We start from the raw sequence: 22,260 nt of genomic DNA on the forward strand, positions 1-22,260 counted from the left end.
TGGCAAGGTGGTGGCTGGCGCGCTGGTGAGCTACTTGTTGGTTGAGAGCACTGTCGCATGGCTCCTGCGCGTGTTTCTTTATCAGTGGTCGTTGCAGACACTTTAAGCCTGCTTGCGCGCAATTATTCTAGCAATCGGTAATGAGCAAGCAAACCTATTTTGACGCTAACCAATTGCCCTGACCAATTGCACCGGTTCCTTGCCCAAACGAATCGTTTGGGCCAATCATGAGAATCGTATGCTGCCAACGTTACGCCTGCTCGTACTGGTTTTGCTGGCAGCGCCGCTGATCGCCAGCGCGGCGTTTGCGCCTCTGCTGAGTTGGGTGGCGGTGATCTATTTGCTGCTCGTGGGTGGGGTATTGATTAGCGATGTACTGCTCTCGCCCCGACCTGACCAGATCGAGGTCGAACGCTTGCACGATCAGCGTCTCTCCCTTGGCGCTGCTAATCTGATTACCGTGCTCGTTACTAACGCCGCCTCGCGTCCGCTCCGCTTCACCTTGCGTGATGAGTATCCGGTTGAAATGCCGGTTGACGCCGATTTGTTGGCCGGCGTCGCTGAGCCGTTTGGCTTGTGCGAGCTGCGCTACCATGTTCGTCCACAACGTCGCGGCGACTATCAGTTTGGTGATGTGGTGATGCGCTACGAAGGCGTGCTCGGCTGTCATCGCCGGCAGGTGCGCTTTCCCGCTGCTCAGACGGTACAGGTCTACCCGAATCTGCTGGAAGCGCGGAAGTATGATCTTGTCATTCGGCGCGGCCAGTTGCGTACCATCGGGTTGCGCTCGATCCGCCAATTGGGGCAGGGTGGCGAGTTTGAACATCTGCGCGAGTATACGACTGATGATGAGTATCGCCGGATTAATTGGAAGGCGACTGCCCGGCGTGGCAAACCGATCGTTGCCGAGATTGAGGCCGAGCGGAGCCAGCATATCATCTGTGTGATCGATGCCGGACGCTTGATGGCTACGCCGGTCGTCGATCTGCTCCAACCTGAGGACGCCGGTCTGACCCGGCTCGATTACGTGGTTAATACAGCGCTGATGCTGAGTTATGTGGTGATCGGTAAGGGCGATCAAGCTGGGATGCTTACCTTTGCCGCCAAAGTCGAGAACTTTATTCCTCCGCGCAAGGGGAAAGCTCAGTTTCAGCGACTGCTCGAAGCGCTGTACAATGTGCAGACCCAGCCGGTTGAGGCCGATATAGCGGCGGCATTAGCCTACCTCGATCAACGCCAGCAACGGCGGGCACTAGTGATCATCTTTACCGATCTGGCTAACCCTGCTGCGGTGCAACCGCTCATGACCCACATCCGCCGGCTCGCTCGCCGCCACCTGCCGCTCTGTGTCACGATTAGCGATCCAAACATCGCCAATGTGATCGGACGACCAGTGCAAGATAGCTACGGCCTGTTTCGCCGGTTGGTCGCCGAACAGTTGGCCGATGAGCGGCGCGCGTTGCTCGACCAAATCCAACGCAGTGGTGCACTGACGCTCGATGTGCCGGCGACCTCACTGACCGTCTCGGTGGTCAACACCTATCTGCGCCTGAAGGAAGAGGCACGACTGTAAGTGAGATTGATCCGCGTGAAGACGCCAAGTGTCGTTCTGATGCCGGCTGTCGGATACGCTTGCGATCCCGGTGGCAACAATGCGCTATAGATTGTTACGCCGTAGAGCATAGGCTGCTAGCCCGCTCCAAGGCAGGACGGTGATTAGAGAATTCGATGCAGTCGCCAAGTAGCGTTCGAGAGCCAGCTATCCAGATGTCATTGCGAGCCGCAAAAGAGCATGGCTGCGCAATGCCCGATGCCGCGAAGCAATCTCTTGCGCGAGGGGGAGTCACTTCTATGCGCGATCGCATAGTGCCGCTCGGCTATGGTTGCCAACGCACTTCACCGTTCCATAGTGATACACTAGAGATGGAAACCGCTCGTTGCCCGCTTGCCGGTCTGCATTGTCTTATCTGAACTATGCCACATCTCCTATTGGTCATCTTGCTCATGATCGTAAGCTGGTTGCCCAGCGCGCCGCCAGCGCAAGTCACGTCCGTCCGCACTGTTGAACTGGGTCGCTCGGCTGAAGGCCGCCCCATCGAGGCTGTCATCTTCGGTGATGGCCCGCGTAAGTTGGTGGTGGTGGGGGCGACCCACGGCGCCCCCGAAGCCAATACCTACCGGCTGGCCTTGGCACTGATCGATCATTTTCGCGCGCATCCGGCTGAGGTACCGCCTGAGGTGCGGCTCGTGATCATTCCGCTGCTGAACCCTGATGGAATGGCGCGTGGGTGGCGCTTCGATGCCGCTGGCGTCGATCTTAACCGTAACATGGATACTAGTCACGATGCGTGCCCGGAGAATGATTGGCAGCAGCGGGTGCAAGGCGCGCGTGGGATTGTCTCAGACACTGGCGGCCCCTATCCCGACTCGCAAGTCGAAACACGCCTCATCCGCTCATTCTTGCTCGATGCCGCCGGCGCGATCTTTCTTCACTCTAACGCTGGTCTCGTCTTTCCGGCTCGTTGCGAACATCCGCCGTCAATTGCAATGGCGCAACTCTACGCTGCGGCTGCCGGCTATGAGTATGTTCGTTTCTGGGATCGCTATATGATTACCGGCGGGATGCATGATTGGGCCGCCGGCCTTGGTATTGCGGCGATTACCCCCGAACTAGCGACCGGCGATCAGCCTGAAGTAGCCGAGAATCTGGCCGGTTTGCGCGCAGTGTTAGCCAATACCGCCGAGGTGTTGCCGTTACCTGCACCGGGGATCATCAGCGAAACGCCAGTGCCGGCCGTCATCTATCGCTTCTGGCGCGCGCTTGGCGGTATGGAACGTTTTGGCGCACCGCTCGCGCCGGCCGAGATTTCACCCACCGGTATGCGCCAACGCTTCGCTCGCGCTGTGATCGTGGTTGATGAAACCTTGCGCGATACCATCGCCTACGTGCAGATGGCGCCGTTGGGGGCCAAGGCGGCGGCGGCGCAAGCGTATGGCGGCGGCGAAGCCATAGGCCGGCCCGCTGATTGGCCGTCTGGCCCCTTTGCTGATTATTGGCAGCGTCAAGGCGGGCAGATCTTCTTCGGCGATCCACTGAGTGCGCCGTTGACTATGACCTTGACCGATGGCAGTAAGCGCTTAGCCCAGTACTTTGAACGCGCTGTCCTGCTACTCGATCCGGCCACTAACCAGATCGAACTAGCCCCGCTTGGAGAGTGGGAGATGGCGCGCGCGCAACTCGCGCTCCCGCTCGCTCCGCACACTATTCGCTAATGCCCACCACTCTATTCCCTCCTTCTTACTCTCTGCCCCCCACCAACGTCACCCTTCCGCAGACCGGACACGTGCGCGCTTCCGTCGTTGACGCTGGCCCTCCCGGTAAGCGCGCACCGCACGGGCAAACATACCCGACTAACCGGGCCGGGTTGCCCATCACCAACCCGTAATCGGGCACATCGCGCGTCACCACTGCTCCGGCGGCGACCATCGCAAACCGGCCAATCGTGATCCCGCACACAATTGTTGCATTTGCGCCAATGCTCGCCCCGTAACGCACCAGTGTCGGCGCTATCGTCCAATCGTCCGCCCCTTTCAGCGTCCCGTCCGGGTTGATCGCCCGTGGGGTTTTGTCGTTAGTAAAGCAAGCGTGCGGTCCTACAAAGACCCCATCCTCGATCGTGACGCCGTGAAACACCGAGACATTGCTTTGCATCTTGACCCGGTTGCCAATCTTGACTCCGGCATCGAGATAACACCCCTTGCCAATGATTGACTCGCTGCCAACGGTTACTCCCTCACGGATCTGAGTCCAATGCCACACACGGGTGTTTTCACCGATGTGAGCGCGTGGATCGACGGTGGCGGTCAGATGGATGATGGCTTGACTCATTGCGGCTGCTCCTTGAGTATGGCGAGCAATCAGAGATCCTGTGCTCGTAATTGCGCTGTTGCCCATTGCAGAATAGCATTCATATCAATGAGTTCGGGCATCGTTGTATCAACCGTCAGTAGTGGGCCACCAATTGGCAAGGGAGTAATATCGCCGCGTGTGCGTACCACTTCCAAATCCGCCGGCGACATATCATCGCAGTGGCCGGGATGGCGCTGGCCGAGCGCTACGCGGCGAAGAATGCGTTCAGCTAGTACATTGCCGTTGGCGACACAGCGGATCTGAACCGGGTGAAAGGGGGCAATCGTTTGCAGGCGTTGCATGCGCAGTGTGTCGAGATCGACACGAAAATTGCTCTCCATAATGAGTGATTGGCCGCTGGCCAAAATTGTTGCCGCAGTATGGTAGAGCATTGAAATCGCAGTTGCCCCTACCTGTCGCGACCATTCCCGATCCGACCAGCCCAACCCATCGAACATCAATTCTTTGAACGCATCTTTACTCAATAGCGGTAGGCGCAGGCCAGTGGCCAGCGCTTGCGAGAGGGTCGTTTTGCCGGTTGCCGGATGACCGGTGACAATAATTAAGGTCGGAATCTGCACGCTTGCTATTATACATCGCGTTGAATCCGTGCGCGGTATACCGGTACAGCGCCGGAGCAACGTAGCATTGCTACGTCGCTCCGGCTTCTAGGCAAGGAGCGAGGGGAAGAGGGAAGAGGGCAAAACCTAGTGGAACTGCTCTTCCTCGGTGCTGCCGGTCAGCGCCGTGGTGCTGACCTCACCGCCGGCGATCACCTGCGCCACTTCATCAAAGTAGCCGGTGCCCACCTCGCGCTGGTGGCGAGTCGCCGTATAGCCGTAAGCTTCGGCGGCGAACTCGGCCTGTTGCAATTCGCTATAGGCGGACATCCCGCGATCGCGGTAGTTGCGCGCCAGCTCGAACATGCTGTAGTTGAGCGCGTGGAAGCCGGCCAGCGTCACAAACTGGAACTTGTAGCCCATCGCGCCCAATTCGCGTTGGAAAGCGGCGATTGTCGCGTCGTCAAGCTTCTTCTTCCAGTTGAACGAAGGCGAGCAGTTGTAGGCCAGCAGCTTGCCGGGGAACTGAGCGTGGATCGCCTCGGCGAAGCGGCGCGCCTCTTCGAGATTCGGCTCGCTCGTTTCGCACCAGATTAGGTCGGCGTAAGGTGCGTAGGCTAAGCCGCGCGCAATCGCCTGATCGAGGCCGGCCCGCACCCGGTAGAAGCCCTCGCTGGTGCGCTCGCCAGTGCAGAAGGGCCGGTCGCGCTCATCAATGTCGCTGGTCAACAAGGTTGCCGCATTGGCGTCGGTGCGGGCGATGATAATCGTCGGCACCCCCATCACATCGGCGGCCAGCCGGGCCGCTACCAAATTGCGGATTGCGGCCTGCGTCGGGATGAGCACCTTGCCACCCATGTGACCGCACTTCTTCTCGGAAGCAAGCTGATCTTCAAAATGTACACCCGCCGCGCCGGCCTCAATGTAGGCCTTCATAATCTCAAACACGTTGAGCGGGCCGCCAAAACCGGCTTCGGCATCGGCCACAATCGGCGCAAACCAATAAATATCGTTGCGCCCTTCGCTGTGATAAATCTGGTCGGCGCGCCGCAAAGCATTATTAATGTTGCGCACCAACTGTGGCCCCGAATTCGCCGGATAGAGGCTCTGATCGGGGTACATCTGTCCGGCAAGGTTTGCATCAGCCGCTACTTGCCATCCGCTCAGATAGATCGCTTTCAACCCGGCTTTCACCTGCTGCATCGCCTGATTGCCCGTCAACGCGCCCAGTGCGTTGATATACGGCTCGGTATGCAACAAGTCCCACAAGCGTTCGGCCCCCATCCGCGCCAGCGTGTACTCGATCTGCACTGACCCGCGCAGCCGGTAAACGTCTTCCGGCGTGTACGGACGCACAATGCCGGCAAAGCGCGGCGAGTTCCAACTGTCGGCAATTTGCTTGATCTGTGCGGCACGATCCATGTGCGTTTCTCCGCTTTCCTCATTGAATGTGACGAGCACGGTCTGATATTTGACAGGTAGGTTGCATTATAACACCCGCTGTTACGTCACGGTTACACGATTGTGAAAGAGAGTGCGAACAACCGTCACCCCTCCCACGTGCGGCCATAGTTCTCGGCCAACTTGGCGAGAATCGCTTGTTCGAGATCAATATCAAGCAGGTAAGCAAGTTGGAAGAGATAATTGGCGACATCGGCCAGCTCGCCGGCTAGCGCTTCGCGGTTGCGCGGTTCATCCTGAAACTGAAAGTGTTCGAGGATTTCGGCGGCTTCCACCGCCACCGAAATCGCAATATTGCGCGGCGTCTGCGGGAAGACGCTATCCGGTGCGTACCAGCCTTTGTCGGTCACAAACCGGTTGATCGCATCGGTTAGCTCGGCAATGCTCATTGGCATCGAGGACTCTCCTTTCAGTATGGGGAGTAGGAGTAGCGAGTATTGCCCCCTTCCCCGGAATATTCGATTCTCTGCTCGCTACTTCCTGCCAATGGTACAATGACAGTCAAGCAAGGTGCAAGCGCATCAGAGGAGGTCTGCGATGCTGACGATTGATCAAATTGCCCAATATTGCGAGCAAGAGCTGGCTCGCTTACAATTGGCCGGCGACCGCGAAGAGTTGCGCCGGTTGCAGTTGGCGCTCGGCGTGCTCATGCGTGCCGCCGAACATGCCCGCGACCGCGAGACGGCGATGCGTTTCCGTGTGTTGGCTGCCCGGGCTGCTAATGCCCAAGAAATCATTGCCGGCGAGGATTAGACGTAGTTGGGTCAACTACTGGATGAGCTTGGTTTTACGGTGGCAATAATGTCTGTCAGGTGGTGTTCTTGTCCGTTTTGATAATTGATAACCGTGCTGCGCAAGAAACTGGTTATTTGTTTGAACCAATTATTGCGAATGCAATTGGCGGTGTCTCACTAAGCGCAGCTAAAAGTCCAATTCGTCGTTATCGTGATCCGGATCGTTATCGGCAAGTTGATTGTATTCGTGATAAACTTGCATATGAGATCAAAATGCGTGTAACCATTGCAGCTTCTGGAAAAGGTAGGTAGCAGGAAGAGATCGATTTTCCAGTAGATTGCCGTAGAAGCGGATATACGCCTGTTCTGGTTGTTTTTGATCCTACGCCCAATCGTCATCTTGAAGAGTTAGGTGCTGCATTTCAGCGTGAGAATGGTGAAGTGTATATCGGTGAAGCTGCTTGGCAGCATCTTTCCGAAGTCGCAGGCAACACGATGAGTCGATTTATTGAAAAGTATGTTAGACTTCCTATTCAACAAGTATTGCACAATGCGTCGATGTCGCTGCCCCAGATAACCTTCTCAATAACTAACGATAGTTTCTGTGTCACTATTGATACAAAGCAAGTACATTTCCAGCGCAACCCGCGTGCAACTCTCGAGTCAGAATAGTTGTGCTGATGCCGATGACGGCAGGGAAGCCAAAGGAGCAACGTCGTTCCATGAGCCGATTTGCGATTGAGTTGGCCGATATTCAGGCCGCGCGGCGTGCCTTGCGCACTATCATTTTGCCCACTCCGGTCTTGCCGGCGACCCGCCTCAGCGCTGAGTTGGGCGGGCCGATCTTTTACAAGGCCGAAAATACCCAACAGAGCGGTTCGTTCAAGATCCGCGGCGCCTATAACACCATTGTCCATCTTTCGCCCGAAGAGCAGGCGCGCGGGGTGATCGCTCCTTCTGCCGGCAACCATGCCCAAGGCGTGGCGCAGGCAGCCCAGTTGTTGGGGGTGAAGGCCACGATTGTCATGCCCGAACGCGCCCCGTTGACCAAGGTGGTCGCTACGCGTCGCCTCGGTGCCGAGGTTATCTTGCATGGGCCTACGTTCGATGATGCGGTGGCTTATGCTCATGCGCTCAAGGAAGAACGCGGCTTGACGTATGTTCACGCCTTCGATCATCCACGAGTGATTGCCGGTCAAGGTACAATCGGCCTTGAACTGGTCGAAGCGCTGCCCGATTTGCACCAGTTGGTGGTGCCGATCGGCGGCGGCGGCTTGATTAGCGGTATTGCGCTCGCTGTCAAAACCCTCCTGCCCCACGTGCGGATTGTTGGCGTGCAAGCCGCTGGCTGTGCGCCGGTGCCCGCTTCCCTCGCCGCCGGCCATCCGGTCACCGCGCCGGCGGCCCATACCATCGCCGATGGGATTGCCGTTAAGCGTCCCGGTGAGCTGACTCTGCCCATGATTCAGGCGCTGGTTGATGAGGTAGTGACGGTTGATGACGAAGAGATTGTGATGGCGATTGCCCATGTGCTGCAACATAGCCGGCTGGTCGTCGAGGGTGCCGGCGCGGCTGGGGTGGCGGCTCTGCTCAGCGGCAAAGTGCCGGTTAAGCCCCAGCAAGTCACTGCTACTGTGCTCTGCGGCGGCAATATCGACGCCAACCTGCTCATGCGCGTAATCGAGTATGCGCTGGTGCGGCAGGGTCGCTATCTTTTGCTCCGCACCAGCGTTGATGACCGGCCGGGTGGCTTGGCGGCGCTGGTGAACCATGTCGCTTCCACCGGCGCTAGTGTGATGGATCTCTTCCACCGCCGCGGGATGTGGCGGGTGCCGATCGATCGTGCCGGAGTCGAGCTGATCCTTGAGGTACGCGATGAAAACCATGCCCAAGCGGTGATCGAGTCGCTCGAACGGGCCGGTTTCCATTGCGAGCGCGAGTCGAATTGGCCAATTTGACATAAAAATTGAAGTGCCACTCTGTTGACTCAGGAATATCTATGGTAACCTTACGCGCTGCCTTTACCCAGCTCCGCCGTTTACGCACCGTCGAATTGCAATTGCTGGTAACGGTGCTGCTCTTCTTTGCCGCCGGCTATCTGCTAGTAGTAGTTGCTACCGGCCAGAGCGAGTTGCAGACCACTCTTAGCGGGTTGGCTAGCATCCTCTGGCCCTCCAGCCTGCCGTTGCTGCTCTTCGTCGCGATTTCGCTCGGTCTGTCGTGGCGCAGTCCGACCGCTGACCAGTTGATTTTGCCGCTGGTTGCTTTGCTCGCCGGTCTGAGCCTCATGATGACGGCGCGGCTCGAGCCGGGTTTGAACCAGATCGCTTTTTGCAGCAATGTCGCTGGCGAGCGGTTTCCTTGCTACGAAGGAATTGCCGCTAAGCAGACGTTGTGGGTGACGCTGGGGGCGGTGATTATGGCGACGATTCTCTTCACGCCGCTCGATCGCATCTGCATCAGGCTGTTCCGCCTCTCGTTCATTGATGTACTCGATCACTACCGCTATCTCTGGCTGTCGCTCGGCCTGCTGCTGATTTTGGCGACGTTCGTGTTTGGTGTTGATCCGAACGCCAGTGGGGTACGGGTTTGGTTCAATTTGGGTTTCTTCTACTTTCAACCTTCGGAATTGCTCAAAATCATTCTGGTCATCTTCATGGCTTCCTACCTCAACGAATACCGCGAGGTGGTGCAGTCAAATTACCGGCTTGGCCCGCTGAAACTGCCACCGTTGCCCTACCTAGTGCCGCTGGTCGGCATGTGGGGCATCGCGATGCTGACCATCGTCTTCCAGCGCGACTTGGGAGCTGCGCTGCTGCTCTTCGGCGTTTTTTTAGCTATGCTGTACGTAGCTACCGGCAGTGGCCTGTATGTGATGGCTGGTATGGCTGCCTTTGCTGGCGGTGCTTACCTGCTCTACCGTTTCCTGCCGATCGTTGGCTTACGTGTGTCAATCTGGCTCGATCCATGGGCGACGGCCCAAGGATCGGGCTACCAGATTGTGCAAGCTATTTACGCGCTGGCGTCGGGGGGAGTCTTCGGCGCCGGCCTAGGGCGTGGCGTGCCTGAATACGTACCTGCCGTGCATACCGACTTTATCTTTGTGGCCATCGGCGAGGAAATGGGCTTAGCCGGCACGCTGGCCGTCTTGATTGCCTATCTGCTGCTCATCTTCCGCGGCTACCACCTAGCGCTAGCTATTTCCGGTCACTTCCGCGGCTTTGAGCAATTGCTGGTGGTGGGTCTGACCTCGATTATTGCTGTGCAGTCGTTGATCATTTTGGGCGGCAATCTCCGCCTGATCCCACTTACCGGCATTACGCTCCCGTTTATCTCGTATGGCGGCTCGTCAATTATCATCAACTTTTTGATCGTTGGCCTGCTCTTACGCATTTCGGTCAGCGATCAACGGTATTAAATCGCGTAGAGACGGCCCGTAAGACCGTCTCTACGCTTGGGGAGGGAGGAGACCCGGAAAATATCCTCTATCACAGGGCCATGCATCGTCTTGCCAGTACGGTCAGCGTACCATCCTTCCCGGCCGCCCACACTGGCACAGCGTGCTACACCCTACATCCGTCCACGCAACATGCCGTTCCAATACATCGCCGGCAAGCCATACGCCTTCAACGCGTACATGCTGTAGCGCTCTTGCGATTGGTCGAACGGGAAGCTCTCTTTGGGCTGGTTGGTATAGTCGAACTCGGCCAAGATCAGGCTGCCGTAACCGGTCACCAGCGGGCACGAGGTGTAACCGTCGTATGTGGCGGGCAGCGTCTCGTGCGCAATTGCCGCCATGAGATTCGCCACGACTACCGGTGCCTGCTTGCGAATGGCAGCCCCTGTCTTTGAGGTAGGCAGGCTCGAGCAATCGCCAAGACTAAAGACGTTGGGGTAGCGCTTGTGCTGGAGCGTATACTGATCAACCTCAACCCAGCCGCCGCTATTGGCCAAGGCGCTGCTCTTGATCACATCCGGCGCGCTCTGTGGCGGCGAGACATGAAGCATATCAAAGTTAACCGTCACTGTCTCGCGGGTAGCGAGATTGAGAAAGACCGCTTCCCGCGCTTCGCCACGCACCTCAATCAGATCATGCTGGAAGTGAACGTTGATCCCCTTCCGCGCCACAACCCGGTTTAGCGCATCGGCATACTTCTTCACCGCAAAGATTGCGGCGCCGGCATGGTAGAAGTTGAGCTGGCTCTGCTGGCGCACCCCTGACCGGCGGAAGTAGTCGTCGGCTAGATAGACGATCTTCTGCGGCGCGCCACCACACTTGATCGGCGTGCTAGGGTGAGTGAAGACGGCATTGCCGCCGCGGAAGGTGCGGATATTCTGCCACGTGTACTCGACCGTGTCGTAGGAGTAGTTCGAGCAGACGCCATTCTTGCCTAACGTCTCTGGCAGGCCCTTGATCTTACCCCAGTCGATCTGAATGCCTAGCGCCACTACTAAGAAGTCGTAGGTGATCGTCTCGCCGTTGCTAAGGGTCAGGCTGTTATTATCCGGATCAAACGCCGTGACCTTCTCTTTGATCCACGTGACTCCCGGCGGAATGTAATCGGCTTCGGGCCGGGCCGATTGCTCGCGCGGGAAGACCCCGCCGCCGACTAGTGTCCATAATGGCTGATAGTAGTGAACGGTTGCCGGTTCGATCAGCGCGATCTCTGGTGGATTCGGCTGATCCATCAGTTGCGCAGCGACAGTCAAACCAGCAGTGCCGCCACCAGCGATAACGACTTGATAGTGGCTCTTGGCCATAACAGTTCCCTCTTTCTGTGGTATCAGCGGCGTGCCAGCCGCATGCTCATTTCTCGACGCGAATGGTGATATCCTGCTTACCTCGGCAATTTCTGCCCGAATCGTTCAGCGAAATTAAGCGCAAAGCCAAGCGAGCGTTGCACGTCGCGGTTGAAGAGCGCGCCAAACAGCGCCATTGGCCCGGCCCGGCGCGGCTCGCGTTGCGCGCTCACTAGCGCGTGCGCTGCTGCACCCATGACCTGCAAGGTCTTCGGATCGAGCACACCTGAACTCATCAGTGCTTTCACTTCTTCCGACTGCATCAAGGTCAGCAAGTTGCGCAGCGCAACCAAACCCTGCCGGACAGTGCCTTCAATGTCGATCCCTTGCTTGTTCACTGCGGCGTATAGCTCGTCGATCATGTCAACCGTCATTGCGGCAAAGCCGGGGGCTTGGCGAGCCAATTGCTCAAGGGTGACCAATTGCTCGCTAAGACCGGCCAGCGCGCGCAGCGTCGTCGGTTCGGTCAGCCGTTCAAGCGCGTGTAATCCAACCTTCAACCGCTCGTCAATGTCGACGCCAGCGCTAGCGGCATCGCGGTACAATCCGTCAACGGTATCAGTCGCCATGGCCAATAACGCTGGCGCCTCGTCGGCCAGCGCATTCACCTTGGCTAGATGATGCTCGAGCCGATCCATCCGCTCCATCATCTGCTGCAACAATTCAGCAATGTGACCGGCATCTAACGTTTGCACCTCAGCACCACCATTGGCTTGTGAGTATGTCATAGCTCTTCCTGTGTGTTGCGCCCGCTGTATGTTCGGGCAAAACCATCGCTCGCAATCTATGTTTTCACCCCCACAGCAGGCAAGCATTCCTGCTATGGGGGTGTTATGAGCCGATTACGCTGCTACTGCTGCGACTAACTCGCGCCACGTGCCCTGCGGGTCAACGAGAGTGGCGACGTTGGTGAATCCAAAGCGGCGCAGCACACTTGTGCCAACTTGCGAGCGGTAACCGGTGGCGCAGTGAGCGATGATTGGCGTGTCACGTGGAATTTCGCTCAGCCGACGCGGTAGATACCCAACCGGAATATGCAATGCGCCGGGCAGGTGAATCTCTTCGTACTCGGTAAGGTTGCGCATGTCGAGGATGACCGCCGAGTGATCGGCTAACGCTGTACTCAGATCTTTCACCGTGGCGGTGGGCAGTTGGTCCAGATTGTCACCCAACGCTGAAGCGGGCAGGTATCCCGGAATGTCATCAACGCCAATCGCTCGCAAGTCCTTCAGAATCTCGCTCATATCCGCGTCGTCAGGTACCACGAGGTACGTTGGCTTGGTGAAATCAACAAACCAACCCACGTAGCTGCTGTACATCTTGCGGATCGGCACGCTGATACTGCCCGGCACGTGACCGGCGACAAATTCGGCGGCGCTGCGCAGATCAAAGACGATTGCACCTTCAGCAATGGCCTTGTCAAGCACCGGCCGCTCAATCTCAACCGGCATCGCCAGATCGTGCAACAGCGCCGGCCCGACCTTGTTCACGTACTTCATACGGGCGAAGTAGCGCGGCGGTTCGGGTTGGCCGTGCAGCAGCCACTTCACAAATGCATCTTCGTCGTCAAATTGGAACGCCGGATTAAACCGCTTCTCATAGCCAAGCGTACTCGACGGGATCGCACCTAGCGCCTTGCCGCAGGCACTACCCGAGCCGTGCGCCGGCCACACCTGCAAGTAATCAGGCAGGTCTTTGAAGCGCTGCACTGACTGGAACTGCTTGCGTGCGCCGGGTTCTTTGGTACCGGTAATACCTGCCGCTTCCTCGAGTAGGTCGGGCCGGCCTACATCGCCAACAAAGAGGAAGTCGCCGGTGAAAATGCCCATCGGCTGGTCAGCACCCGCCGTGTCGGTGATCATAAATGCAATGTGCTCGGGGGTGTGGCCGGGGGTGGCAATGACTTGCACTTTAATATTGCCGACCATCCATGTGTCGCCATCTTTGACCAAAATCGCTTTGCTCACTTCGGGGTAGGCATATTTCCAATTCTCGTCGCCCATGTCGCTCAGATACATCTGCGCACCGGTGCGAGCCGCCAATTCGCGCACCCCGCTCACAAAGTCGGCATGAATGTGGGTCTCAGTAACATGGGTGATCCGCAAACCCTCTTTCGCTGCTACCCGCAAGTACGGTTCGACATCGCGCATGGGGTCAATGACCATTGCCTCACCGGTCTTAGCGCACCCGATAAGGTAGGAAGCCTGCGCTAGCATCTCGTCGTAGAAGTACTTCAGCAACATCGCTCTCGTTCCCTTCCTTTGGTTGTCTTTGCGTCACCTTAAAGGGGGCGGCACTCCCTCTTGCAGCGTTGGCGCCAACTGCTTGTTTAGAGTGTTGGGATTGTTTGTCCGCAAGATAACAAAAATCACCACTTGGCAGAAGCCGGATCTTGCTTATACTATCTCCTAGCAAAAACTTATATCTGCAACACTGGATAATCATTGCGCAAAAGAATGAACGTGGCTACCCCTTTAGCGGCGCGCAGGGCTAACTACAGCAGGATGATCATTGCTAATGATAGCGACGGCGTTCGTGGCGCATCGCAAAGCAGCTCTAAACTGGGAGAGCAACGATGCTCGATCTGTACAAACTTGATATCTTTACGCGGGTGGTGGCTGCCGGCAGCCTCAGCAAAGCGGCTGAGCAATTGCACATGACTCAATCAGGGGTGAGCCAGCATATCCGCGCGCTCGAAGATGCACTCGGTACCGAGTTGTTCGCCCGGGGCCGGCGCGGGGTGGAGTTGACGGCCGCCGGGCAACGGCTCCTGTCATATTGCGAAAGCATCTTTCGTCTCGTTGCTGAAGCTGAATTGGCTGTTACTGATGTTGCCGGTTTGCGGGCTGGCCAATTGACCATTGGGGTGACTCCCGGTGTCAGTGCCTATCTGCTGCCTGAGTGGGTGCAGATGTTTGGTCAGCGCTATCCTAACCTTGCCGTAAGCACCCAAACTGGCACGACACCGGCCATTGTGGCCGAACTACGTAGTGGTACGCTTGATCTTGGCGCGATCGAGGGTGAACTTGACAACGCTGACACCGATCTTCAGCAGCATCCGTTACGCGAGTTTGATCAATACGTGATTGTGGGCCGGCGCCATCCGTGGTGGGGACGTGATGAGGTGCAGCTCAGTGAGTTAGCTGGTCAGCCGATGGTGATGCGCCAATCGAGCAGCCAAACCCGCGCATGGCTCGATCAGGCGTTGCGCGAACAATCGCTTACGCCGCGCGTTATTGCCGAATTCGATAACCTTGAGTCGATCAAGCGGATGGTGATGATCGGTACGGGGCTGACGATTTTACCTCTCTATACAATTACTGCCGAGCAAGAGGTAGGGGCGTTGCATCCCATCCCGATTAGTGGCCGGCCCCTGCGCCGCACGCTACGGTTACTATGGCGCGCGGCGCGCCCGCTCTCGCCGGTGGCGTATGCCTTTCGCCAGATGCTAGTAGCCCATTATGGACGCTAATGGCGTTTGGTCTGCACCTGTTGTTGCATCTGGCTGATCAGCCGGTTTTCAAGGGCAGGCGGTAATGGCGGCGGCAGATCGTCGAGATGGTGCAACAAGTCGACCGTTTGTTGCAACGACGCTAGCAACTCTTGGCATTCGGGGCATTGGCGCAAATGCTCTTCCAACTCGGCGCACGATACAGCGCTGAGTTCGCCATCGAGATAGTCGTTCAAGCGATCGATCAGATCGAGACAGTGATCGTGATTGTGGCGTTCCATTGGCATTCCTCGCGGTTGGGGCAACGTCTGCGTTGCCGAGCTGATCCCAGCACAGCGGGTTGCGTGGGCAGGTGGGCGAAGGATACCTCGCCCTTACCTGTCATTGCTTGACGCTTCGACATAGCGTGCTAGCGCTTCGCGCAACCGCAGACGGGCGCGGTGCAGCCGCACCTTCACCGCGCCGGGGCTAATGCCGAGCCGCTCGGCGGTCTCTTCAGTGCTGAGTTGCTCGATGTCGCGCAGCACAATCACGGCCCGTAACGCATCGGGCAATTCGGCAATCGCCTGCGCAATCTCGCGCCGTAATTCACCATCGAGCGCGTTCCGCGCCGGATCGATCGCCCACGTCGTTTTGTGATGTAACGTGGTCTCATCCGGCGCAAGTTCACCAACCGCATCGAGTGCGACTTGCGGTCGCTTCTGGCGCAGCAGCATCAATCCTTCATTTGAGGCGATCCGGTAGAGCCAACTGCTCAAGCTGCCAGCGCCAGTATATTCCGGTAGCGCCGCGCACGCTTTGATGAACGTCGTCTGCAAGACGTTCTCAGCATCGTCGGCGTCGCCGAGCAGGTGCAGCGCACATGCGTAGACCAGCGGCGCAAAACGTTTAACAAAACAGGTGCAGGCATCAGGGTCGCCGCGGCGTAAGCCGGCAAGCAATGCCTGTTCATCATCATACAGTGAGAGGTCAATGATTGGTCCCGGCACAACAGCTCCTCCATCGTAGACGTGATGGCATAGATTCAGTATATCACGTCTACGATGGCGGCTCTGTAGCGCCACATAACCGGGCGGCGCCCCGGCCCGGCAACAAACGGTGCCTTACGCTGCCGCGGCGACAATCGCTTCGCGCAGTTTGTTAGCCATCATCCCCTCTGGCACTGCGCCTTCGATATGCACCAGATCGTCGATCACCGTCTTCGGGACGCCCATCACTGCATAGCGATCGCCAAGTTCAGGGAATTCGGTCACTTCGATACCCTCGGCGGTAATGTACGGGTTGGCCAGCGCTAGCCGGTAGGCCATCACCACCGCCCGCGGGCAATAGGGGCAGGTCGGTGTTACAAAGACCTGCAAGTGCATCGGCGCCTTGATCGTGTTCAGCAGCTCCATCGTTGCCGGCTGGAGATCAGGCTGGGTTGCGCCACCGGCCAACCGGATAGCCTCGATCAGCGAGGCAAACTCGTAGCCGCTAGGCAACCCGGCGAAGCGCAAGCCGTGATTCTTTCGCTCTTCCCCTGCCAAAAAGACGATCCCCGGCGCCTTGTCGATGCCTAGCTCGGCGGCATACGCGCCGTCTTTAGTCAGATCATATACACTCAAGCGCAGCAGCGGGTTGAGTTCCACTACCTCTTGCAGCAGCTCGTGGGTGACATCGCTGTATTCGCCGCTCTCTTCCGAGGTAAACAGTACAATCTCAACCGGACGGTTTAGCCCAGCGAACGCCTCCCGCACTGCCTTGCGATCTTTTTCCTGCATCAGAGCCATTGGTTTGCTTCCTTTCACGCCATCATCATTGCAATTGCTACCTATCAGATGCGCTCACGGTGGTATTGGTTACACGGCGTTTTTCAGGCGTTACCCTCCTTTATGAACAGCAATCCGATCCCAAACCCGATGAGTGCCAGTATGCCGGCAATCGTGCTGGTGAGAGCATAGCCGGCAGTGGCGCTGATCCATGGCCCGGCTAGTGAACCCACAATCCGCCCTCCGCCAATGCCAGCAGTCATCATCGCGAGCAGCGCGCCGCGCCGTTGAGCGCTGAGCCCGCTAATGAGCGGAAAGGTCGAGACGATCGCAAACTCGAAACACAGGTCAAATGCCAACAGGAGGGCCAAAAAGATCGGCCATGATCCACTCTGCGGCAAGAGCAGTAACCAGACGCCGACGAGCAAAAATCCGCCTAACACCGCTCGTCGCTTGCCGATCCGGTCGGTGAAGAGCGTGGCGCTAAGCGAACCAATTAACTCAACCACGCCGAGCAATCCGAAGACGAATCCGAGCTCGGCGGTCGTGGCGTTAAATGCGCTGTTCAGCCAACCGGCGTAACTGACAAAGATCAATTCAACCGCAGCTAGTTGGATGAAGACGAATCCTAGCGCAGTCAGAATGCTCGGTTGCTGAAAGAGATGCCATAGATGATTCGCGGATGCTGACTGGTGCAGTTGGCGGGATGGCGTTTGGTCATCGTTCGGTAACATGATATACGATATGAGCATCACGCCGCCAGCTATCGTCAGGCCGGCAAAGATCGGCGCGATCCCCCATCGTTCCACGCTCCACGTAATCAGTGGTACGCCGAGCAGCGCCGAGAGCGCCCAACTCAATTCGAGCACGCCGAGCATCCGTGCGCGGCGTTCGTAGTGGCTGCGCGCGCTAACGTAGCTTTGCAGCGCTGGCATCCCCACGGCGATGGCCAGCCCAATTACCGCATACCCAAACAGAAACGGGACAAATGCAGCGCTCATCGCACAAATAGCGGCGCCGAGTGTAAAGATGATCCCACCCCCAATCATTGTGGCCCGATCGCCGATGCTATCACTGATTATCCCACCCAACGGGCTAAACAGCGACGCCGCTACTTGGACCGTGATTAGCAGGCTGGCGGTGGTCAGATCAACCGCAAAGCCGGCGGCCAAAAACCCCAATAGAGGATAGATCATGCGGAAGGTGAGGCTGACCAGCCAGCGGCCCCAGACCAGCGTCAACAGTTGGGGCCATGTCAGCGCACGCGCGTCATGAGCAGTTAGGGTTGTCATACCACTAAACCTTGTCAACAGCAATGCGATACCAAACGATATATGGCAAGGGCTGGCTGGCGCAATGAAGCGCATCATGCTAGCTCGCCTGCAGCAAGCTCCTTTGGAACGAACAGCATTTCTTTGACGTGTTCCTCACCATTACATTGACAGACCATTGCGCGTAGGCTATCATTTCACCCATTGTCATCGCCAATTTGAAATGCATACGTTTGGAATATGCAACGACAATACCATGCATGGCACAGCCCTGCCCTCAATCGAACGATGGAATTGCTCATATTTGGCCATGCCGGTGCGCCGGTGTTGGTCTTCCCCACCTCGCACGGACGTTTCTACGAATATGAAGATCGCGGGATGGTGGCTGCGCTTGGTCATCATTTAGAGCAAGGATGGATTCAACTTGTTTGCGTCGATAGCGTCTACAGTGAAAGTTGGTATAACTATGGCGCTGATGCCGATGCGCGAATGTGGCGAGAAGAGCAATATGAGCACTATCTGATAACCGAAGTCTTGCCACTGGTGCGCCACCTCAATCCCAATCCGTTCTTGATGGCCACCGGCTGTTCGTTCGGCGCTAGCGAGGCCGTGATTTTCACATTGCGCCATCCCGGTTTCGTGCGGCGTGTCATCGGCCTCTCAGGGTTGTACGATCTCAAGCGGTTTTTTACCAGCTACACGCAGGGCGTCTACTTTCATAATCCGGTTGATTTCGTACCCAATTTGAACGATCCGTGGACAATTGATCGTCTCCGTGAAACCGATATTATTCTGGTTACAGGGCGCGACGATCCGTCGGCGTGGTCAAATGAATTGCTGTCAAGCCAATTATGGGCCAAGGGGATCGGCAATGCCTTGCGAGTCTGGGATGGTTGGTGCCATGACTGGCCCTACTGGCAACGCATGATCGTGCAATATATCGGTGGGCATGATTGACCAAAACTGTTATGCCGGTACAGTTATGGCTTTACAATGATGAATTTCGTGATCTGAAAACCCGGTACCTTCGGACTATTCCACAGGATTGAAGTGAGCCATATACTAACAGCTAGAGCAGAAGCGTTCGTGGGAGTGCGTGTTATGAAGTCGCAACGTGGGCAATCGATTGTCGAAATGGCACTCTTGCTACCGGTCATGTTAATGGTCTTGTTTGGAATTATCGAATTTGGCTATCTCATTTTTGCCTACTCGATGGTATCCCAAGCGGCACGCAACGGTGCTGAAGCGGCAGCGCAATTGCCACCGCATCAAACGTGGCTCGATCTGCGCAATAACCCGCCGGCTAACTTTCCCGGTTTCACGGCTGATGCGTGTGTGCGCGGGATTATGGAAGCAATTCGCTCGGACGTCGTACTGTTCGATGGGAGTGGCAACGAAGGGCGCCGAATCGAGGACTATGTGACGATTCGCTACCCCAACGGTGGTCAGACGCGCAATTTGAAAGATCGTGGGCCAATCGAGATCGAGATCAATTATCCGGTACGCAGCATCACGCCGCTCTTCGATCTGATCGGGCTAGAGAATGGCACGCTCACCTTGCGGGTCGTACAACGCCGCTCTATCGAAAACTTAGGTGTCGATCCGACTAGCCCGCGTGGGGTGGCATGTGCGCGTGATGTGGCCGATTGGCAAGACATGCAACTCGATCGATAAGCGAGGGAAACCATGATCAAGAAACGTCGTCACAAGACGGTGGGCCAAGCCATTGTTGAATTTGCTCTCTCGACTACAGTCATCTTTCTCTTGCTTTCGGCTGCAGTTGATCTCGGCCTCATCTTCTTTACCTTGCAAGCGCTGCGTGCGGCTGCTCAAGAGGGTGCCACTTACGGTAGTTACCCGTTGGTGGTAACGAATAATAGCGGTCGAGTAACAGCGGTAACGCTGAATTATGAAGAGATTTTCAGACGCATTCGCACTGCTGGTGGCACGCAGCCGACAGGAGTAGCCAATCTACTCGATCTGAACGGTGATGGGATCGACGATGCTAGTCAGCCTGCAGTCTTTAGTAAAGACAATCCGACCAACCCGAATGGGTTTGTGATTATAGAAAATCCGAAGGGCGCTAATCCATCTAACCTAAGCGGCACGTGCGCGACAACGACACCGCGGGTCGATATGCGCAATGCTGGCCAGAATTGTTGGATCAGGGTAACAATACGGTACCGTTACCAGCTCTTCTTTCCCTTTGCGCCGGCATTTGGGCGAGAGATCATCTTACGAGTGACACATACGATGCCTATCCGTAGCCAGTTTGTCGGCTAACAATCTGTAAAGCTCTAGTCCGCAAATGGCAACGCAGCACATGGAGGAAGGTAATGGCAACTAAGCAAACAAGAATGTGTGGTACACCACGACGAGTACGCGGGCAGAGTATTCCCCTGCTTGCCCTCATGATCGTCGTGCTGGTCGGAATGGTGGCGCTATCGGTTGATGTCGGGCGCACCTTTTCCGAGGAACGCCGCGCTGTGGCAGCCGCAAATGCGGCATCGTTGTCGGCGATGAATACCTACGTTCGCCGACCAGCCGGTACGACCAATACAGTCATTTATGACGCGATTGTCAACTCGCTCCGCTCGAATGGGATCGACGTTGAGAACAATCCAAATATTCGTATGGAAGCGTACTATCTGAATGCACGCGGCGAGCCGATTGAAGGCGGTGCGCGTATTACTCGTGACGGTACCGTAGCTCCTGATAACGTTGCGTACATTCAGGTGAACCTCGAAGGTGACGTTGACACCTTCTTTGCGCGGGTCGTTAATCAAGAGCAGTTACCGATTGCAGCAACTGCCTACGCTGGCACATGTCCGCCGACTGATGGCGTGTATCCAATTGCGATCAACAACGAGTACATCAGCGGCAATGAGTTTCGCAATCCGGGTGATGCCAACGGTGATGGCAGGCCCGATAATAACTGGGAGAGGCTTACGAATGGTCCTTACAGGGGCTTTACCAAAATGCGCCTCTACCTAGCCGACAATAATGTGCCCGGCGGGTTTGGCTGGCTGCGCTGGCTTGACGGTCGTGGTGCTAGTGGTGCAAATGCTAACAGTGCCCAAGAGTTGGAATTGGCTCTAACCGGTACCGGCACACTCTCAAGGGGTTTTATGGAGGTGGTACCGTGGCCGGCGACCAACCTGCCCCGCCCGGCAAATTACCCTGAGCGGCCCGGCGAGTTGAATGTTGGTGACTGGGTCTACGGCAGCTCTGGCTTCACCGCGAGCAATGACCGTCGCGCTGCGCTAGATGCCCATATTCAGAATGGTACCCGCATGGTGCTACCGATCTACGATGTTGCGGTTTCGCAAGGCTCGAATGCAGCGTATCGCGTAGTGCGCTTCGGTCTCTTTGTGTTAACCGAGTATGGGCGTGAACGCAACCGGCCCTATATGGATTTCATCTTCCTCGGCGATCCGAACCGGCAGGGCACGGCTTGCTCGGCGACCCCGCCGCCGCCAGAGGATACGAGTATTGTTCGCTTGACCGGTAGTGTCGAGCTGTGGCCGGAGTATCAGGTGGTAGCCAATGAACGCCGTCCGGTGCAGTATGTTGTTGTGCTCGACGTATCTGGATCGATGAGTATGGACTTCTTTGGCCGAGGCTATATGAATGACCAGCCCGTCCAATGCATTGTAGGCCATCCCGGATCGCCGCCTCCGGTCGAAGGATGCGTCGGTAACTATCTACACGCGTGGAGGCCGGAGACCGAGCGCCGGATCTACGTCGCTAAGAAAGCTATTCAGATGCTGATCGATCAGACCAACATGCCGGGGAATACTGACTATGACCCGACGCGGCCCCCCGATCAGATGGCCCTGATCTGGTTTAGTTCGAGCGCTTCTTCGAACAATCGTTTCAGTTCGGATCCGGAGGCACTGAAGAATGCGGTGCTCAATGCCGGCAAGATTAGGAATATCGAAGATCCGTACTTGACCACAGGTCTTACTAATGTTGCTAAGGCTCTGCACCGTGCACAGGAACTGTTACAGAATGCGCAGAAGACGACCAATCACCTTGGCCGTGAGTGGGTATATCGGCGAGTGATTATTCTCGTGACCGATGGTGTGTCAAACGTCTTCCTCGATGGTACTCCTAGCAGCAACCGTCTTGGCAATTATCCGTCCACCTATGCAGGAAATCCAACTTGCGAACCTCTAGGGATTAAAGTTCTTGATGACGCAGAATGCCAAACAACCAGAATTGGCGGCAAGTACAATAACATGGATCGCCCCATTACCCAGATGGTGCAGCAGGCAGAGGCGATCAAGGCCGATCAATCGGTTCAGACCGACATTTATGTGCTG

At 56.8% G+C, this 22,260-nt stretch carries 22 protein-coding genes; 11 read left to right on the forward strand and 11 right to left on the reverse strand.

Annotated features, from left to right (window positions below):
• The first annotated feature begins 238 nt into the window (after positions 1 to 238).
• Both Q1A59_RS17745 and Q1A59_RS17750 read left to right on the forward strand, forming a co-directional pair.
• Positions 239 to 1,573 (forward strand): DUF58 domain-containing protein, encoded by a 1,335-nt coding sequence (locus tag Q1A59_RS17745; RefSeq protein ID WP_298406915.1) that lies wholly within the window; start codon positions 239 to 241, stop codon positions 1,571 to 1,573.
• Between the two features lie 401 nt (positions 1,574 to 1,974).
• Positions 1,975 to 3,273 carry a M14 family metallopeptidase gene (locus tag Q1A59_RS17750; protein ID WP_298406918.1) on the forward strand — a complete coding sequence of 433 codons (1,299 nt, stop codon included), beginning with the start codon at positions 1,975 to 1,977 and terminating at the stop codon, positions 3,271 to 3,273.
• Between the two features lie 25 nt (positions 3,274 to 3,298).
• Here Q1A59_RS17750 and Q1A59_RS17755 read toward each other — a convergent pair whose 3' ends face one another.
• The 4 genes from Q1A59_RS17755 to Q1A59_RS17770 all read right to left on the reverse strand — a co-directional run bounded on the left by Q1A59_RS17755 (position 3,299) and on the right by Q1A59_RS17770 (position 6,326).
• Entirely contained in the window at positions 3,299 to 3,889 is a 591-nt protein-coding gene (locus Q1A59_RS17755; protein ID WP_298406921.1) for an acyltransferase, read from the reverse strand.
• Positions 3,890 to 3,918: 29 nt separating this feature from the next.
• The gene (locus Q1A59_RS17760; protein ID WP_298406923.1) at positions 3,919 to 4,491 is read right to left on the reverse strand and encodes an AAA family ATPase; all 573 of its coding nucleotides are present in this window, start codon (positions 4,489 to 4,491) and stop codon (positions 3,919 to 3,921) included.
• Positions 4,492 to 4,617: 126 nt separating this feature from the next.
• On the reverse strand, positions 4,618 to 5,892 hold the full coding sequence (aceA, locus tag Q1A59_RS17765) for an isocitrate lyase (RefSeq protein WP_298406925.1): 1,275 nt from the start codon (positions 5,890 to 5,892) through the stop codon (positions 4,618 to 4,620).
• Between the two features lie 125 nt (positions 5,893 to 6,017).
• Positions 6,018 to 6,326, reverse strand: coding sequence for a nucleotide pyrophosphohydrolase (locus Q1A59_RS17770; RefSeq protein WP_298406927.1), 309 nt, complete (start codon positions 6,324 to 6,326; stop codon positions 6,018 to 6,020).
• Between the two features lie 142 nt (positions 6,327 to 6,468).
• Between Q1A59_RS17770 and Q1A59_RS17775 the strand changes: the two genes are divergently transcribed.
• The 4 genes from Q1A59_RS17775 to Q1A59_RS17790 all read left to right on the forward strand — a co-directional run bounded on the left by Q1A59_RS17775 (position 6,469) and on the right by Q1A59_RS17790 (position 10,083).
• The gene (locus Q1A59_RS17775) at positions 6,469 to 6,684 is read left to right on the forward strand and encodes a hypothetical protein (protein WP_298406930.1); all 216 of its coding nucleotides are present in this window, start codon (positions 6,469 to 6,471) and stop codon (positions 6,682 to 6,684) included.
• 68 nt (positions 6,685 to 6,752) lie between these two features.
• Positions 6,753 to 6,977: a hypothetical protein gene (locus Q1A59_RS17780; RefSeq protein WP_298406932.1), complete on the forward strand. Its 225-nt coding sequence runs from the start codon at positions 6,753 to 6,755 to the stop codon at positions 6,975 to 6,977.
• Between the two features lie 410 nt (positions 6,978 to 7,387).
• The gene (gene ilvA / locus Q1A59_RS17785; protein WP_298406936.1) at positions 7,388 to 8,623 is read left to right on the forward strand and encodes a threonine ammonia-lyase; all 1,236 of its coding nucleotides are present in this window, start codon (positions 7,388 to 7,390) and stop codon (positions 8,621 to 8,623) included.
• Positions 8,624 to 8,664: 41 nt separating this feature from the next.
• Positions 8,665 to 10,083 carry an FtsW/RodA/SpoVE family cell cycle protein gene (locus tag Q1A59_RS17790; RefSeq protein WP_298406939.1) on the forward strand — a complete coding sequence of 473 codons (1,419 nt, stop codon included), beginning with the start codon at positions 8,665 to 8,667 and terminating at the stop codon, positions 10,081 to 10,083.
• A 152-nt stretch (positions 10,084 to 10,235) separates the two neighbouring features.
• Here Q1A59_RS17790 and Q1A59_RS17795 read toward each other — a convergent pair whose 3' ends face one another.
• The 3 genes from Q1A59_RS17795 to Q1A59_RS17805 all read right to left on the reverse strand — a co-directional run bounded on the left by Q1A59_RS17795 (position 10,236) and on the right by Q1A59_RS17805 (position 13,708).
• Positions 10,236 to 11,426 (reverse strand): FAD/NAD(P)-binding oxidoreductase, encoded by a 1,191-nt coding sequence (locus Q1A59_RS17795; protein ID WP_298406942.1) that lies wholly within the window; start codon positions 11,424 to 11,426, stop codon positions 10,236 to 10,238.
• A 77-nt stretch (positions 11,427 to 11,503) separates the two neighbouring features.
• Positions 11,504 to 12,193 carry a DUF1641 domain-containing protein gene (locus Q1A59_RS17800; RefSeq protein WP_298406945.1) on the reverse strand — a complete coding sequence of 230 codons (690 nt, stop codon included), beginning with the start codon at positions 12,191 to 12,193 and terminating at the stop codon, positions 11,504 to 11,506.
• A gap of 114 nt (positions 12,194 to 12,307) precedes the next feature.
• Positions 12,308 to 13,708: a rhodanese-like domain-containing protein gene (locus Q1A59_RS17805; protein ID WP_298406948.1), complete on the reverse strand. Its 1,401-nt coding sequence runs from the start codon at positions 13,706 to 13,708 to the stop codon at positions 12,308 to 12,310.
• A gap of 332 nt (positions 13,709 to 14,040) precedes the next feature.
• Between Q1A59_RS17805 and Q1A59_RS17810 the strand changes: the two genes are divergently transcribed.
• A complete protein-coding gene (locus Q1A59_RS17810) occupies positions 14,041 to 14,937 on the forward strand; it encodes a LysR family transcriptional regulator (RefSeq protein ID WP_299645318.1) in 897 nt (298 codons plus the stop codon).
• On the opposite strand, the gene Q1A59_RS17815 is transcribed toward Q1A59_RS17810, so the two are convergent.
• The 4 genes from Q1A59_RS17815 to Q1A59_RS17830 all read right to left on the reverse strand — a co-directional run bounded on the left by Q1A59_RS17815 (position 14,934) and on the right by Q1A59_RS17830 (position 17,956).
• The gene (locus Q1A59_RS17815) at positions 14,934 to 15,197 is read right to left on the reverse strand and encodes an anti-sigma factor (protein WP_298406954.1); all 264 of its coding nucleotides are present in this window, start codon (positions 15,195 to 15,197) and stop codon (positions 14,934 to 14,936) included. The two genes, Q1A59_RS17810 and Q1A59_RS17815, sit on opposite strands and share 4 nt — an antisense overlap.
• A gap of 93 nt (positions 15,198 to 15,290) precedes the next feature.
• On the reverse strand, positions 15,291 to 15,905 hold the full coding sequence (locus Q1A59_RS17820; RefSeq protein ID WP_298483111.1) for an RNA polymerase sigma factor: 615 nt from the start codon (positions 15,903 to 15,905) through the stop codon (positions 15,291 to 15,293).
• 114 nt (positions 15,906 to 16,019) lie between these two features.
• Positions 16,020 to 16,685 (reverse strand): protein disulfide oxidoreductase, encoded by a 666-nt coding sequence (locus tag Q1A59_RS17825; protein ID WP_298406958.1) that lies wholly within the window; start codon positions 16,683 to 16,685, stop codon positions 16,020 to 16,022.
• 83 nt (positions 16,686 to 16,768) lie between these two features.
• A complete protein-coding gene (locus tag Q1A59_RS17830; protein WP_298406961.1) occupies positions 16,769 to 17,956 on the reverse strand; it encodes an MFS transporter in 1,188 nt (395 codons plus the stop codon).
• Positions 17,957 to 18,175: 219 nt separating this feature from the next.
• On the opposite strand from Q1A59_RS17830, the gene Q1A59_RS17835 reads away from it, so the two are divergent.
• The 4 genes from Q1A59_RS17835 to Q1A59_RS17850 form a co-directional block, all read left to right on the forward strand.
• Positions 18,176 to 18,892: an esterase family protein gene (locus Q1A59_RS17835; protein WP_298406963.1), complete on the forward strand. Its 717-nt coding sequence runs from the start codon at positions 18,176 to 18,178 to the stop codon at positions 18,890 to 18,892.
• Positions 18,893 to 19,036: 144 nt separating this feature from the next.
• Positions 19,037 to 19,609, forward strand: a complete 573-nt coding sequence (locus tag Q1A59_RS17840; protein WP_298406966.1) for a TadE/TadG family type IV pilus assembly protein — start codon at positions 19,037 to 19,039, stop codon at positions 19,607 to 19,609.
• A 12-nt stretch (positions 19,610 to 19,621) separates the two neighbouring features.
• Entirely contained in the window at positions 19,622 to 20,218 is a 597-nt protein-coding gene (locus tag Q1A59_RS17845) for a TadE/TadG family type IV pilus assembly protein (RefSeq protein ID WP_298483115.1), read from the forward strand.
• Between the two features lie 53 nt (positions 20,219 to 20,271).
• On the forward strand, positions 20,272 to 22,260 hold a 1,989-nt coding region (locus tag Q1A59_RS17850), incomplete at its 3' end, for a VWA domain-containing protein (RefSeq protein ID WP_299645319.1).

The sequence above is a fragment of the uncultured Chloroflexus sp. genome, assembly GCF_937951745.1.
Taxonomy (GTDB): Bacteria; Chloroflexota; Chloroflexia; order Chloroflexales; family Chloroflexaceae; genus Chloroflexus.